This window comes from Ensifer sp. PDNC004 (assembly GCF_016919405.1).
In the GTDB taxonomy this organism is placed as follows: Bacteria; Pseudomonadota; Alphaproteobacteria; order Rhizobiales; family Rhizobiaceae; genus Ensifer.
The window spans coordinates 286,925-301,425 of the sequence record NZ_CP070352.1 but is presented as its reverse complement, the minus strand read 5'-3'; the positions used below and the strand labels follow the sequence as shown (position 1 = coordinate 301,425).

12 protein-coding genes are annotated in these 14,501 nt (G+C 64.2%); 2 read left to right on the top strand and 10 right to left on the bottom strand.

Annotated elements, in window-relative coordinates; genetic code table 11:
- Positions 1–19 precede the first annotated feature (19 nt).
- Together JVX98_RS01365 and JVX98_RS01360 are read right to left on the bottom strand one after the other, a co-directional pair.
- Entirely contained in the window at positions 20–1,381 is a 1,362-nt protein-coding gene (locus tag JVX98_RS01365) for a sigma-54 dependent transcriptional regulator (RefSeq protein ID WP_205236615.1), read from the bottom strand.
- Entirely contained in the window at positions 1,378–3,204 is a 1,827-nt protein-coding gene (locus JVX98_RS01360; protein WP_205236614.1) for a sensor histidine kinase, read from the bottom strand. Before JVX98_RS01360 ends, JVX98_RS01365 begins: the two co-directional genes overlap by 4 nt.
- A 234-nt stretch (positions 3,205–3,438) precedes the next feature.
- Here JVX98_RS01360 and JVX98_RS01355 point away from each other — a divergent pair, with 234 nt between their 5' ends.
- Both JVX98_RS01355 and JVX98_RS01350 read left to right on the top strand, forming a co-directional pair.
- A complete protein-coding gene (locus JVX98_RS01355; protein WP_205236613.1) occupies positions 3,439–4,368 on the top strand; it encodes a VOC family protein in 930 nt (309 codons plus the stop codon).
- 162 nt (positions 4,369–4,530) lie between these two features.
- Complete coding sequence (locus JVX98_RS01350) at positions 4,531–5,133, top strand: alpha/beta hydrolase (RefSeq protein ID WP_205236612.1); 603 nt, start codon at positions 4,531–4,533, stop codon at positions 5,131–5,133.
- Here the strand turns inward: JVX98_RS01350 and JVX98_RS01345 are convergent, their stop codons facing one another.
- The 8 genes from JVX98_RS01345 to JVX98_RS01310 all read right to left on the bottom strand — a co-directional run bounded on the left by JVX98_RS01345 (position 5,134) and on the right by JVX98_RS01310 (position 14,349).
- Entirely contained in the window at positions 5,134–6,246 is a 1,113-nt protein-coding gene (locus tag JVX98_RS01345) for an ABC transporter permease (protein ID WP_205236611.1), read from the bottom strand.
- A 1-nt stretch (position 6,247) separates the two neighbouring features.
- Complete coding sequence (locus JVX98_RS01340; protein ID WP_192449744.1) at positions 6,248–7,396, bottom strand: ABC transporter permease; 1,149 nt, start codon at positions 7,394–7,396, stop codon at positions 6,248–6,250.
- A complete protein-coding gene (locus JVX98_RS01335) occupies positions 7,393–9,123 on the bottom strand; it encodes an ATP-binding cassette domain-containing protein (protein ID WP_205236610.1) in 1,731 nt (576 codons plus the stop codon). Before JVX98_RS01335 ends, JVX98_RS01340 begins: the two co-directional genes overlap by 4 nt.
- The gene (hlyD, locus tag JVX98_RS01330; protein WP_205236609.1) at positions 9,120–10,127 is read right to left on the bottom strand and encodes a secretion protein HlyD; all 1,008 of its coding nucleotides are present in this window, start codon (positions 10,125–10,127) and stop codon (positions 9,120–9,122) included. The genes JVX98_RS01335 and hlyD overlap by 4 nt, the downstream gene beginning before the upstream one ends.
- Entirely contained in the window at positions 10,124–10,825 is a 702-nt protein-coding gene (locus JVX98_RS01325; RefSeq protein ID WP_205236608.1) for a CerR family C-terminal domain-containing protein, read from the bottom strand. Before JVX98_RS01325 ends, hlyD begins: the two co-directional genes overlap by 4 nt.
- Positions 10,826–11,006: 181 nt before the next feature.
- A complete protein-coding gene (locus JVX98_RS01320; protein WP_205236607.1) occupies positions 11,007–12,173 on the bottom strand; it encodes an HPP family protein in 1,167 nt (388 codons plus the stop codon).
- A 146-nt stretch (positions 12,174–12,319) separates the two neighbouring features.
- A complete protein-coding gene (locus JVX98_RS01315) occupies positions 12,320–13,678 on the bottom strand; it encodes a HAMP domain-containing sensor histidine kinase (protein WP_205236606.1) in 1,359 nt (452 codons plus the stop codon).
- Entirely contained in the window at positions 13,675–14,349 is a 675-nt protein-coding gene (locus tag JVX98_RS01310) for a response regulator transcription factor (RefSeq protein ID WP_192449750.1), read from the bottom strand. The genes JVX98_RS01315 and JVX98_RS01310 overlap by 4 nt, the downstream gene beginning before the upstream one ends.
- Positions 14,350–14,501: the final 152 nt, after the last annotated feature.

Sequence of the window (14,501 nt, the reverse complement as noted above, 5' to 3'; positions counted from 1 at the left end):
GTTCTCGGCGTAGCAAACGTCAGGTCTCGTTCTCTGCGGAGAAGTCGGAAGCCACGAGTTTCTTGTCGAGCCCGAACTTCTGCATCTTCTCGTAGAGGGTCTTGCGCGAGATGCCGAGGGTCTCGTAGACCGGCTTCAGCGCGCCGCCATGGGCCGCGATCGCACTGGCGATCAGACCCTTTTCATAGGCCGCCACCTTGTCGGCAAGGCGGTTGCCGTTTTCCGATCGTACGCTGTCGTCGGGGGCCGCATCGAGCCCGAGCACCAGCCGCTCGGCGGCATTGCGCAGCTCGCGCACATTGCCCGGCCAGTCGCGCTCGGCGATTTCGGCCAGCATCGACTGGGAGATCTCCACCTCGTCCCGGCCGTAGCGCGCAGCCGACTCCCTGACCAGTTGCAGGAAGAGCAGCGGAATGTCGGCGCGTCGTTGCGCAAGCGAGGGCACGCGGAGCGTTGCGACGTTGAGGCGATAGAGGAGGTCCGCCCGGAAGCGTCCGGCTGCCACTTCCTTCTCAAGATCGACCTTGCTGGTGGCGATGAAGCGCACGTCGAGCGGCACCTGCTCGTTCGACCCGAGCCGGGTGATGACCCGTTCCTGAAGAACCCGCAGAAACTTTGCCTGCAGGTCGAAGGGCATCGAGCCGATCTCGTCGAGCAGGATCGTGCCGCCGCGACCATGTTCGAACTTGCCGTAGCGCGGACGGATGGCGCCCGGGAAAGCGCCGGGCTCATGGCCGAAGAGTTCGCTTTCGATCAGGTTTTCCGGCAATGCGGCGCAGTTGATGGCGATGAACGGGCTGTTGGCGCGGGTGCTGAGGTCATGCAGCGTCCGGGCCAGCACCTCCTTGCCGACGCCGGTGTCGCCGATAATCAAGGTATCGGCATCGGCCGCGCCCAGTGCGCGGATACGGTAGCGCAGGTCAACCATGACCTGGCTTCGCCCGGGCAGCCGTTGCTCGATGTCGTCGCGCTTGCCGGCAACCGCCTTCAGCCGCCGGTTCTCGAGAACGAGCGCGCGCCAGTCCAGTGCCCGGCGGATCGTGCCGGCGAGCATCTGGGCTGCAAAGGGCTTCTCGACGAAATCATAGGCGCCTTCGCGCATGGCGCGAACGGCAAGCTGCACATCGCCATGGCCAGTGATGAGAATGACCGGTACTTCCGCATCGATCTCGCGGATGCGCTGCAGGAGCGTCATGCCGTCCATGCCCGGCATACGGATATCGCTGATGACCACGCCCGGAAAGCTGTAGCTGATGAATTCGAGCGCGTGTTCGGCGGCCGAAAAGGCGTCGACGCGGAAACCGGCGAGTTCCAGCGCTTGGGCGCTCGAATGGCGCACATCCTCTTCGTCGTCGACGAGCAGGATCCGGCTCTCGATCATTCGGCGGCCTCCCGGGCGTTGCTGTTTTCGGCAGCGAGTTCGATGCGGAACTCGGCGCCGCCGCCCGCAGGGTTGGTGGCGATAAGGCTCCCGCCGAAATCCTTGATAATGTTATAGGAAATCGAAAGGCCAAGGCCCAGCCCCTTGCCGACGCCCTTTGTGGAAAAGAACGGATCGAAGATGCGCTCGGCAATCGCCGGGGCAATCCCCGGTCCCGGGTCGCTGACGGTCAGCACGACTTTGCCGTCTTCCTGTCGCGCACGCAGGCGGATGGTACGGTCATCGAGCCCTTCGACAGCATCGGCGGCATTGGAAATGATGTTGACGAGCACCTGCTGCAGGCGCACCGAGCCGGCGCGAACGACGAGCGGCTCGTCGCCGAGATCGATATCGATGCTCGCTGCCGCCGCCTTCAACCGAACCGAGACGATCTCCATCGTATCGCGCACCACGTCTTCGACGAGAACGGGCCCGAGTTTCTCGTTCGGCTTGCGGGCGAAGTTGCGCAGGTGCTTGCTGATCGCCGCCATGCGGTCGACGAGCCCGGAGATGCGGCGGATATTGTCGGTCGCCTCGTCGGATCGACCCCGCTCGATCAGCAGTGCGGCGCTGTCGGCATAGGTCTTGGCGGCGGCAAGCGGTTGGTTGAATTCGTGCGAGAGTGCGGCCGACATCTGCCCGAGCCCTGCCAGTTTCCCGGCCTGGATCAGATCGGCCTGCGTGCGGCGCAGCTGCTTCTCCGTCAGCCGCCGTTCGGCGATCTCTTCCTCGATCTGGGCGTTGACGCGCGCGAGGTCGGCGGTGCGTTCGTCGACCCGGCGCTCCAGCTCGGCCCGGGCCTCCGCCTGCATCGACAGGCGCTCGTTGAGCCGTGCCCGCCGCTGAAAAATGATGGCGACGCCGAGGCCCGCAAGGCAGAGCAGAAGCAGGGCGGCGATGACAGTCGTCAGCGCCTGTGTTCGCACCGACGCCGTATCGACCAGCACGTTCACGGTCCAGTCGGCGTCGGGCATCCGCTGCGAAAGCATCAGGTATTCGCGGCTCGAGTTTCCGGCCGAGACGGTGAGGAAGTGACGATCGGACGAGACGCGCTCCAAGACGGGAAGGGCGTGCACGGTGGCGTCGGCGTAGCGCCTGGAGGCCTCGGTTCGTGCCAGCCGGTCCGATGTCAGCGGCAGGACCGACGCGTAGCGCCACTCCGGATCGCCGGACATGAAGATGATGCCTTCCGGGTCGGAGACGAAAATCTTGTACTCACCGCCCTGCCAGGAGGCTTCGATGCGCTCGACATCGACCTTGAACACCATGACGCCGCGGATCTCGTTTCCGACCCGGATCGGGGAGCCGAAAAAGTAGCCGCGCTTCAGCGATGTGGTCCCGAGCGCATAGAACCGCGATTGCTGCCCGCGAAGCGCTTCCTGGAAATACGGCCTGTAGCTGAAATTCTGCCCGACGAAGCTCGTCGGCCCGTCATAGTTGCTGGCGGCGATGGTGTTGCCATCCGGCGTGATCACGTAGATGTCCGAGGACTGCAGCAGGCCGTTGATGTCCTTGAGGTAGCTGTCGACGGCCTCCCGTAGCCGCCGGTCGCGCGGGCGGGTGACGAGCTCGCGGACGTCGTCATGATCCGCAATCAGCGCCGGCAGCGCCTGGTATCGGTTGAGGTGGCCGTCGAGCGCGGTGACGGCGAGGCGCAGCGCCGTCGTCGCCTGGGCGCTTGCCTCGCGCAAATAGCTGTCGGTCGTGACCGCATAGCCTTTCCATGCCAGCATGGCTGCAAGCAGCGGCAACAGCAGGAACGCCAGGACTAAGCGATGTTTCACAGATATGCGCGCCCCTCCTCGTGTTGCCGCCGCAAATGCCGACGATCGATCTTAAGCATCGTGGCGAGGGCTCACAAGTCGCCTCCGGAATTCGTGTCTGTTGACGGATCCCGGGTGTCGTCAATGCTGCGTTGACAATGCGTTTGGTTGCGGCCGTCTTTCGCTGAGGAGCGGATAGGCGCATCTAAGACCCAACGGAGCGCCCGGTGGCGCCGGAGAGAAAGGATCACGGCAATGCTCAATCAGATCAAGGGTCTGCATCACGTCACCTCGATGGCCGACGATGCGCGCGAGAACAACCTGTTCTTCACCAGGTCGCTCGGCCTGCGCCGGGTCAAAAAGACGGTCAACTTCGACTCGCCCGATGTCTATCACCTCTATTACGGCGACGAAGCCGGCACGCCTGGCACGGTCATGACCTATTTCCCATTCCCGCAGATGCCGCGTGGCCGCGCCGGTACCGGCGAAGTCGGAACCACCGTCTTCTCTGTGCCTGAAGGCTCGCTCGGGTTCTGGAAGGAGCGGCTGGCGACGCTGGGCGTCACCGGTCTCAAGGATGAGGAAACCTTCGGTGAAAAGCGCCTGAATTTTGCCGGTCCTGACGGCGACGGCTTCGCACTCGTCGAGGTCAAGGACGATGGGCGGGCGCCCTGGACGGAAGGCGGCATTTCGGCGGACCATGCAATCCGCGGCTTCCATTCCGCAGCCCTGCGTCTGCGCGACGAAGGGGCGACGGCCGAGCTTCTGAAGTTCATGGGCTACGAAGAACTCGATCGCAAGGATGGCGTCACCCGTCTGATCGTGCCCGGCGGCAACGATGCCCGCGTCATCGACCTCGAAACGATGCCGAACATCGGCCGCGCCTCGCAAGGGGCAGGCTCGGTGCACCACATCGCCTTTGCCGTCGAGAACCGCGAAATGCAGCTCGAGGTGCGCAAGGCGCTGATGGACACGGGCTATCAGGTGACGCCGGTCATCGACCGCGATTACTTCTGGGCGATCTACTTCCGCACGCCGGGCGGCGTGCTGTTCGAGATCGCGACCAACGAGCCGGGCTTCGAGCGGGACGAGGATCTCGCCCATCTCGGTGAGGCGCTGAAGCTGCCGCAGCAGCACAAGCACCTGCGTCCGATCCTCGAAAGCCACCTTGAGAAGATCGACTAGGAGACCAAGACAGAGAAGGCTCGCCGCTGCGGCGAGCCTCCGGCACCGGCACTTGCACAGAACGGTTCACAGTTTCGTCGAAACCGTGAAGCCAACGCTTTGGAATCAGGCAGGCTCGAACGCGGCATCGACCCGTTTGGAAGCCTGCTCCAGGAGACAAAAATGGTAGATCATGGCTATGTTCACAAGCTGAAGGCCGGAAAGCCCGGCCAGCCGATATTTTTCGTGTTCCACGGGACCGGCGGTGACGAGAACCAGTTCTTCACCTTCGCATCCGAGCTTCTGCCCGAAGCGACGATCGTTTCGCCGCGTGGCGACGTTTCGGAATATGGCGCCGCACGCTTCTTCAAGCGCACCGGCGAGGGTGTCTACGACATGGCGGACCTTGCCCGCGCCACCGAGAAGATGGCGGCCTTCGTCAAGGCGCTGGCTGCGGAGCATCAGGCTTCACAGGTGATCGGCCTTGGTTATTCCAACGGCGCGAACATTCTCGCCAACGTTCTGATCGAAGGCGGTGTTTTCGACAAGGCAGTGCTGATGCATCCCTTGATCCCGTTCCGCCCGAAAGACAATGCGGCGCTGAAGGGGCGTCGCGTCCTGATTACCGCCGGCGAGCGTGACCCGATCTGCCCGGCTCCGCTGACCCAGGCGCTCGCGGACTACTTCCAGGGGCAGGGTGCCGCAACCGAGACCGAGTGGCATTCGGGCGGGCACGACATCCGTCAGAATGAGATTGCGGCGATCGCGCGCTTCCTGAAGGACTGATCACTCCAGCCGGCGACGGAAGAGCCAGGATGCGGCCGAGAGGGTGACGATGGCGATCAGAAACAACGGGATCGTCTGTCGCGCCACCTCGACCGTCGGAATGTCCTTGAGGAACACGCCCTTCACGATCACGAGGAAGTAGCGCAGCGGATTGACATAGGTGATCGGCTGCAGCCAGGACGGCATGTTCTCGATCGGCGTGGCAAACCCCGAAAGCAGCATCGCCGGCACCATGAACAGGAATGCGCCGAGGATCGCCTGCTGCTGCGTCATCGACAGGGCCGAAATGAACAGGCCGAGACCGACGACGGAGGCGAGGTAGAACACCGCGCTGCCATAGAGCAACAGCAGCGAGCCGCGCAGCGGCACCCCGAAGATGAAGACGGCCGCCAGAATATAGATGGTGATGTGGAAGAGCCCGATCATCATCGGCGGGATCAGCTTGCCGATCAGGATCTCATGGGTTCGAAGCGGCGACACCATGAGTTGGTCGAACGTCCCCAACTCGCGTTCGCGCGCGATCGACAGCGCGGTCACGATCAGGCCGATCAACAGCGCGATGCTGGCGACGAGGTTCGGGACCATGAACCACTGATAGGTAAGGTTCGGATTGAACCAGTTGCGGGCGACGACGGTGACCGCCCCCGATGCCAAGCGCTTGCCGGCGGGCGTCTCTGCGGCAAGCGTGCCGACGATACGGCCGAGATAACCGGAGACGATCTGCGACGCATTGGAGCGGCGGCCGTCGAGGATGACCTGCACCTCCGCCGGCCGGCCTGCCTCGATTTCGCGCGAGAAGGTGGGGCCGATTTCGATCGCCGCAATGACCTGCTGAGTGTCGATCGCCAGGCGCACGTCCTGCGGACTGTCGGTGAAGCGGATGCTTCGGAAGGTGGGCGAGCCGTCGATCCCCTCGATCAGATCCTGGCTCCAGTGGCCGTTGTCGCGGTTCAGCACTAGCACGTCGACATTGGTGACCTCGAGCGTCGCGGCGTAGGAAAACACCAGAAGCTGCAGGATCGGCGGCACGATCAGCACGGTGCGCCCCTTGGGGTCGCGCAGCACCGCCAGCAATTCCTTGACGATCAGGGCTTTCAGTCTGGTCCACCACATCTCAGCCGATCCTCTTGCGGGTGCTGCGAGCGGCGAGCGCAAAGAACACGCTGCCGATCAGGAGCATGGCGGCAATGGACTTGCCGAACATCGGCCAGATGTCGCCGGCCAGAAACACCGTCTGCAGGCTCGGGATCAGATAGCGCGCCGGCACGATGAAGGTGATCCACTGGATGACCGTCGGCATGGAATTGATCTCGAAGAGAAACCCCGAAAGCAGGAAGGCCGGAAGAAACGCCGAAATCAGCGCGAGCTGCGAGGCGAGGAATTGGTTCTTGGTCGCCGCCGAAATCAACAGGCCCTGACCGAGCGCCGGCATTAGGAAAGTCGCTGATAGCGCGTAGAGCGCTGCGACCGAGCCGCGAAAAGGAACGCCGAAGAGGAAGACGGCAAGGAGGACGCAGAGCGTCATCGAGGTGAGCCCGAGGATAAAATAGGGCAGGAGCTTGCCGGCAAGGAGCTCGGCTGCCGAAACCGGCGTTGCCATCATCGCCTCCATCGTTCCGCGCTCCCATTCGCGCGCAACGACGAGGGAGGTGAGCAGCGTCCCGACCAGCGTCATGACGATGGCGATCGAGCCCGGCACCAGGAAGTTCCGGCTGGTGAGCTCCGGATTGAACCAGAAACGCTGCTCGGCGGAAATCGCCGGCGGCCGACCGGCGCCATCGCTCAGCCGCTGGCGCTCCCAGTTGGCAACGGTCGCCTGCGCATAGTTCTGGACGAAGTTTGCCGTATTTGGATCGGAGCCATCGACGAGCACTTGCACATTCGGGTGCCGGCCGGCGGCGTAGTCCGCCATGAACCCAGCGGGAATCACGATGATGCCGCGCACGCGGCCGAGCACCAGATCCTCCTCGAAATCACGCCGATCGCGCCCGACCGTTACAAGGAAGTAGCGTGACGCCTGGAAACCGGCGGCGAGATCGCGGGTCAACGGCGCTTCTTCCTCGACGACGAGGCCGATCCGGGTCTGCGTCGTGTCGAGCGAAACGCCGTAGCCGAAGAGAAACAGAAGGATCATCGGCAGCACGAAGGCGATCAGGATACTGCTCGGGTCGCGAACGATCTGATAGCTTTCCTTGAGCACCAGCGCGGCAAAGCGTCTGGCTCTCGTGGCCCGGCCCTCGGTCGTTGTGGCGCGCGCGCTCATGCGGCCTCTTTCTCCTCCGAGCCCTGAACCAGGGCGATGAAGGCATCCTCCATCGTCGGGTCCGGCAGCTCGGGGCTGGCGACCTGGGCCTTCAATTGGTCCGGTGAGCCCAGCGCGATCGACCGGCCGCGATAAATCAGCGAAATGCGGTCGCAATATTCGGCCTCGTCCATGAAGTGGGTGGTGACGAGGACGGTCACGCCTTTCTCGACGAGGCCGTTGATATGGGTCCAGAACTCGCGCCGGGTTATGGGATCGACGCCGGAGGTCGGTTCGTCGAGAAACAGCGCTTCCGGTTCGTGCAGCACGGCACAGGCGAGCGCCAGCCGCTGCTTGAGGCCGAGCGGCAGATCCTTCGCCGACATGCCGAGCAGGCGGGCGAAGCCGAAGATTTCCGTCATCAACCGGATGCGCTCGCGTTTGCGCGCGCCGGATAACCCGTAGACGCCGGCAAAGAAGCTCAGGTTCTGGCCGACACTCAAATCGCCGTAGAGCGAGAATTTCTGCGCCATGTAGCCGAGCCGGTTGCGCGCCTCGGCGGCATCGCGGCGCAGATCGAAGCCGGCGACGCGGCCTTCGCCGGCGGTTGGCTTCAACAGCCCGCATAGCATCTTGAAAGTCGTGGATTTGCCGGCCCCGTTCGGACCCAAGAGCCCGAAGATCTGGCCGCGTGGTATGTCGAAGGTGATTGCGTCGGCGGCAGTGAAATCGCCGAAGCGCTTCGTCAGTCCGCGCGCTTCGATGACCGGGCGCCCGTTGTCGGTCGGGAAAGGTGTCTGGGTTTCCGCGAGCTTCGAGCGGCCGCCGGGGCCGCCGCCGAGCATGTCGATGAAGGCATCCTCGAAACGTGGCGTGGTGGTCGCCACGCCCGCTGCTGCGGAATGTTCGTCCGGGGCCGGCGGCTTAGTCCCGGGCTTCATGACCAGACGGATCGCTTCGCCCTGGATGACGCCGTCGACGACATCGTCGCCGTCGAGATAGCTTGCGAGCTTCTGGCGTCGCGCATGCGTAATGCCGGAAACCTTGAAGACGCGATCGGCGACCCTGGCGGTCAGTTCGGCGGGACTGCCCGTGAACAGGAGCTTGCCTTCGTTCAAGAGCAGAACGCTGTCGCAGGCTTCGGCTTCGTCCAGATAGGCCGTGGACCAGACGACGCCGATGCCTTCCTTCGTCAGGTTCTCGACCATCTTCCAGAGATCGCGGCGCGAGATCGGGTCGACGCCGACGCCCGGTTCGTCGAGCAGGAGCAGCCTCGGCTTGCGCAGCAGGGCGCAGGCCAGGCCAAGCTTCTGCTTCATACCGCCGGAGAGCTTGCCGGCAAGGCGCGCGGTGAAGCGCTTGAGGTCGGTGAATTCGAGCAGTTCGTTAAAGGTCGCTGCACGCTCGCCAAGCGGCAGGCCGCGCAGATCGGCGTAGAGATTGAGGTTCTCCTGAACGGAAAGGTCCTCGTAGAGGCCGAAGCGCTGTGGCATGTAGCCGATGGCCGCCTGGATATCAGCGGCATTCGTCACCGTGTCGAAACCGAGAACCTCGACCTTGCCCTCGTCCGGCACCATGAGGCCGGTCATCAGCCGGATCAGTGTGGTCTTTCCCGCGCCGTCAGGGCCGACGAGCCCGGTAATCCGCCCGCCGAGGATCTCGCCAGCGATATGGTCGAGCGCTGGCGGAGCATCGCCAAAACGCTTGACCACATCGGCGATGCGAACGAAAGGCGCCTCGTCGCTCATTGCGCGGCTCCAGCTTTCTCCGGCAGATGTACGGTCACCGGCATGCCCTGCCGCAGATCGGCCCCCGGCTTGTCGACCACGATGCGCAGGCGATAGACGAGATCGGTGCGCAGTTCCGGCGTTTCCACCGACTTGGGCGTGAATTCGGCGACCGGTGAAATGAACCCGACTGTCGCCTTGTAGCGGTGGTCCGGGGCACTGTCGGAGGTGACCTCGACGGCCATGCCGGGATGTACGCGGCCAAGGTCCGGCTCCGCCACATAGGCGCGAACCCAGACGGGCTCGTTCAGCGAGACGACGTAGACGGTGTCGGAGGGCGCGACGATGGCGCCGGCTTCACGCACCCGCGACAGGACCGTGCCGGCGCTCGGCGCAAACAGCTGGGTATCGGCAAGCGAGGTGCGGGCGCTTTCGAGCTTGGCTTCGGCGGCAAGCACCTGCGCTTGGGCCGCTTCGATATCCTCGATCCGGCTTCCCTCTTCGATGAGCGCCAGGGCCTCGCGGGCGGAAGTGGCGCGCGCTGCGGCCGCTGCCCTGTTGGCGCTCGCTTCGTCGAGATTGGCCTGGGAGATGGTGCCGTTCGGGCGCAATTGCCGGGCACGCTCATAGGCGAGAGCGGCGTTTTCGAGATCGGCCAGGCGCTCCTCATGGGTGGCGCGCGCCTGGGCGATTTCGGTCGGGCGTGCGCCCGCCCTCAGTTTTGCAAGGTTGGCTCTGAGCGCGCCGAGATCGGCCTGCGCCGCGGCGACTGCCTGCTCGAACGGGACGGCGTCCAGCGTCGCCAGAACGTCTCCGGGCTTGACCGTGTCGCCCTCGTCGACGCCAAGGCTTGCGATGCGGCCGCTGACGCGGAAGCCAAGCGAAACCTGTCGGATGTCGATGTTGCCGTAGAGCACGGAGGTCTGCTCCTTGCCGATCCAGCCGAGCCGCTCGGGAACGTCGAACCACCAGGCGCCGGCCGCGGTACCGGCGATCAGGATCAGCGCTATTGCTGGCTTGTTCATGACCGGTCCTCCCGCTTGCTTTCAATGGCCGCGACCAGTTCGGCGGCATGCCGGCGCAAGAGGTCGAGCTCGTCGGGGCCGACCGCCTCCCATTTCATCTGCCGAAGAACGGCTGCGTGGGCCATGCGGAAGACGAGGATGCTGCCGACGAAGGACAGGGTTTTCAGCCGGACCTGTTCCGATTGCGGAGCCTCGCCAAGGATGGTGGCAACCAGTCGGCCGGCCATGCCGATCATCGGGCCCATGACGTTGGCATAGACGCGCTCGAAGGCTTCCGTCGGCTCCATCTGCTCGCGGATGATGAAGCGCGCCCAGCTTTCGGACTGACGGCTGACGAAGAGGGCGACCATGTGCTGCGCCAATCGGCTGAGCATGTCGCGGGCTTCGTGGGCTTCCAGCGGCTGGCCCTGGCCGTCGAGATGGGCAAGGCGGGCAAGAACCGCGTTTCGAAGGTCCGCGACGTGGTCGATGATGATCGAGGCAAGGTGTTCGGCAGCGGCGATGTAGAGGCCTTCCTTGCCGCCGAAGTAATAGGGGATCGCCTGGAGGTTCACGCCGGCCGTTTCGGCGAGCATGCGGGTGGTGGCGCCGTCAAAGCCATAGCGGCCGAAGACGTCGATGGAACTGGTCAGCAGTTTCTCGCGGGTGGCATCTCCGCGGTCCTGCTTCGTCGGGCGGGGCGAGGTTTCTTTTTTCATGACATGCTGAATTTACATCATTCCATTGATTAAGTCAATCGAATGAATGTTGTTGGCAAGCGACGACGTGCCTTGGGTCGATAGGGGAGTATTGCCGAAGGCATGTCGTGCAAAGTTCGCGCAGCCGGTTCGTGCTACCGGCCGCTGTGCTGGCGAAGGATTTTCAGGCCGGCCCTGCTGCTTAAGCGACGTCGCGCTCTTCGCCCCGTTCGAGGCGGCGTTGGAAGAGGGCGGCGATGAGGTCCGATTGGGTCACGACGCCGAGCAGCCGGTTGTCCGGATCGACCACCGGCATATGGTGCAGCCCCATGTCGGACATCGGCGGCACGAGTTTGGCGATCATGGTTTCCGGCAAGGCCGATTGCACCTTGCGGGTCATGATGTCGGACACGAGCCGCGGCGTTTTCGGGCCGAAACCGATGACGTTTCCGAGCCGCTGGCGGATGCCGCCCTGCGGCGTGACCATCGCGTGCTTCATGAAATCGGTTTGCGTGACGATGCCGACCAGTCCGTCCTTTTCGGTCACGACCGGCAGCGCCTTGATGTGATGCTTGATCAGGGTCTGCCAGGCCTGGCGCAGGGTTGTCTCCGGCGTGGCCGTGGCGACGTCGCGCGACATGATCTCGGCGCAGGTGATTTCGCCGGAGCGGCGGTTGAAGGCGCGGATCTGCGCCTGATGGATCAGCGCGTCGAGCTCTTCCGGGCTGACGTCGACCACTTCGCCATATTGGGCGAGGACGGCCTGCAGGTCTTCGGGAACGATGCCGAGCCTGTGCATCGGCGCGGGGTCGCTTGTTCCATGCAGCGTCGGCGCCTGCGCGAGGTGCGGGTAGCGTCGGCCGGTCACGTTGTTGAACGCCAAGGCGATCAGGAGAATGACGACCGAATTGATGGCGACCGGCGAGAGGACGAACCAGTAGCCGGCCTCATGGATCGTGGGCCCCCCGAGTACTGCGGTCAGCGCCACCGCCCCGCTCGGCGGATGAAGGCAGCCGAGCAGCAGCATGATGGCGATGGCAAGGCCGACGGCGACTGCGGCAGCAATGACCGGATCCGGGATCAGCAACGCCGCGGTCACGCCGATCAGCGAGGAGACGGTATTGCCGCCGACGATCGACCAGGGCTGGGCGAGCGGGCTTGCCGGGGCGGCAAAGAGAAGCACGGCCGAGGCGCCCATCGGTGCGATCAACAGCGGCAGGCTGGCGCCGGCGCCCAGCGCATAGGTGCTGATCAAGCCGGTAAGCAGGATGCCAAGAAGCGCGCCCAAAGACGCACGCAGGCGCTCCAGATGGCTGATCGGAACGAGCGAGGGAACGAAACGCTTGATGTAGGCGCGGGCCTTCGACATGGAGCCTCTCGGGAGGGGAGGTGCAAACTTGGGCAGCCCAATAGCACATGGCACGGCGTTGGGCATGAAATCCGCATCCAAAAACCGGCGCTGGATTGAAATATATGCATCGCGCCTAAAAAATGTGCGCTGCACACGCGGGCGCGTCAGCCCGACACGGCGGCGGAAAAATCGATCGAGAACCGAGTGCCGCGGCCGGGCGTGGTGTCGACAGCGACGGTTGCCTGGTGCAACTCGCTGATGCGCCTAACGATCTTCAGGCCGAGGCCGAGCTGGCCGGAGCTCTTCACAAAGCCGAGGTCTTCGTTGTGTTCCGGCAGGTCGATCATCCCCTTGCCGTCATCCTCGACGGAGACGACCGGGCCGGGGCCACAGGTCAGGACGATCCGGGTTCCCGGTGGGTTATGCTTGACGGCATTCTCGATGAGGTTGCGCAGCATGTTTTCGACCAACGCCGGGATGGCGGTGACCGTCGGCGTGCCTTCGTCTACGAACTCGAGGGACTTGTCGTGGTCGAAGACAAAAGGTGCGATCGCCTCCGCAACTGCGGCGCCGATCTGAGAAAGGCTGGTGCGCTGGTAGGCGGAAGGATCGACGGCGTCGGCGCGCGCGAGCGAGGTCAATTGCTCCAGGATATGGGTAAGCGCGTCGAGATCGCGCTCCGCGTTGCGCGCTCGCGGGTCGTCGATGCGGCTCAGCTCCATCTTGGCGATCGACACCGGGGTGCGGATTTCGTGGGCGATCGACGACGAGAACAGCTTCTGCGACTGGATGAGATCGGCAACGCGGGCCAGCATCCGGTTGACGGCGGTGACGAGAGGGGCGATCTCCTGTGGCATTCGTGTCAGCGGCAGGCGCGCATTGCCGTCGCGAGGGTCGAGGGCATCGGCGGCCTGGGCGGCCATGGCGACCGGCCGCAGGGCGCTGCGGACCGACCAGATGGTCGCGCCGACCACCAGGCAGAACATCAGCGTCATCGGCACGATCATCGAATCGAACATCTCGTGCAGCAGGGCGCCGTACATGAAACCGTTCGGGTCGTTGAGGATCGCGAGCTCGACAAGGACGACCAGGCCGCCCCGTTCGAAGGTCTGGCCGCCGGCAACGCTGAAGGGTTTGCCCGGTGCGATCAGGCGTTTCCAGAATTGCGGCGCGTCGACATTGAGCGGCAGGAAGTGCTGGGCACATTCGGCCGTGCAGTTCGAATGGATCATCTCTCCGGACGCCGTGCGGATGCGTAGGAAAATTGCGCCGTTATCGTCCGATCGGTCGAGATAGCGTTCGCGTGCGTCGCGATCTGGCTCGTAATGCGCCACGCCGTCGCGCACATGGACATACTCGATCAGCTTTTCGGTTTCCTGCTGCAGCATGAGCACGCTCAGTTTGTCGTCGTCGAACCAGTAGTCGGCGAAGACGACGCCGATCTGGATCGCCATGGCCAGCAGCGAAAAGGCAACGATGCGCCGGGAGACGATACCGATCAGCGAAGGGTTTCGGCTCCTCATGGGGCTTGCCTGAGGAGATAGCCGATGCCCCGGACCGTCTCGATCTGCACGCCGGTTTCGAGCGGCTGCAGACGCTTGCGCACCCTTGAAACCGCCAGTTCCAGGGCATTAGGCGTGACTTCCTGGCCATATTCAGAAAGGGCCGTTTCGAGCTTTCGCTTCGGCACGACACGGCCGACCTCGCGCATCAGGATCTCGATCAGTGACCGCTCGCGCGGCGGTAGCGGCACCACCGTGCCGTCGCAGGTGAGATTGGCGGTCGCCGGGTCGTAGCGCAAAGCTCCGGCTTCGAGCACCGGCTGTACGGCCTGTGGGTTGCGCCGGAGCATGGCGCGGCAGCGCGACAGCAGTTCCCGGTGGTGGAACGGCTTGACGAGATAGTCGTCGGCCCCGGCGTCGAGCCCGGCAATGCGCTCGTCGACGGAGCCCTTGGCCGTGATGATCAGCACCGGCAATCCGGGATATTCCTGGCGGACACGGCGAAGCAGCGACAGCCCGTCGCCATCGGGCAGCCCGAGGTCGAGAAGCACCAGGTCGTGCTCGCGCGCCGCGATTGCCGTTTCGGCATCGGCCACGCTTGAAACCGCATCGAGGCGCCAGCCCGCATCCCGCATGGTTTCACCGACCAGTTCAACCAGTCGCGGACTGTCTTCGACCAAGAGCAGGCGCATTGATTCGTCTCGATATTACAGGGGCCACTACCGACCATATGGACTTTCGCCGGGGCTGCCAACTGCCTGCGCGATACCTACCAGCGCGCGCATACGCGGGACAAAGAGCAATCTTGACGGGGTTTGGACAGCTTGTCCGTCGTATCTCAACA

What these genes read in the sequence shown, in the direction of transcription:
- JVX98_RS01315 (WP_205236606.1), bottom strand. Translation starts at nt 13,678, where the DNA reads ATGAGGAGCCGAAACCCTTCGCTGATCGGTATCGTCTCCCGGCGCATC.
- JVX98_RS01320 (WP_205236607.1), bottom strand. Translation starts at nt 12,173, where the DNA reads ATGTCGAAGGCCCGCGCCTACATCAAGCGTTTCGTTCCCTCGCTCGTT.
- JVX98_RS01355 (WP_205236613.1), top strand. Translation starts at nt 3,439, where the DNA reads ATGCTCAATCAGATCAAGGGTCTGCATCACGTCACCTCGATGGCCGAC.
- JVX98_RS01340 (WP_192449744.1), bottom strand. Translation starts at nt 7,396, where the DNA reads ATGAGCGCGCGCGCCACAACGACCGAGGGCCGGGCCACGAGAGCCAGA.
- JVX98_RS01335 (WP_205236610.1), bottom strand. Translation starts at nt 9,123, where the DNA reads ATGAGCGACGAGGCGCCTTTCGTTCGCATCGCCGATGTGGTCAAGCGT.
- JVX98_RS01345 (WP_205236611.1), bottom strand. Translation starts at nt 6,246, where the DNA reads ATGTGGTGGACCAGACTGAAAGCCCTGATCGTCAAGGAATTGCTGGCG.
- JVX98_RS01310 (WP_192449750.1), bottom strand. Translation starts at nt 14,349, where the DNA reads ATGCGCCTGCTCTTGGTCGAAGACAGTCCGCGACTGGTTGAACTGGTC.
- JVX98_RS01325 (WP_205236608.1), bottom strand. Translation starts at nt 10,825, where the DNA reads ATGAAAAAAGAAACCTCGCCCCGCCCGACGAAGCAGGACCGCGGAGAT.
- JVX98_RS01350 (WP_205236612.1), top strand. Translation starts at nt 4,531, where the DNA reads ATGGTAGATCATGGCTATGTTCACAAGCTGAAGGCCGGAAAGCCCGGC.
- hlyD (WP_205236609.1), bottom strand. Translation starts at nt 10,127, where the DNA reads ATGAACAAGCCAGCAATAGCGCTGATCCTGATCGCCGGTACCGCGGCC.
- JVX98_RS01365 (WP_205236615.1), bottom strand. Translation starts at nt 1,381, where the DNA reads ATGATCGAGAGCCGGATCCTGCTCGTCGACGACGAAGAGGATGTGCGC.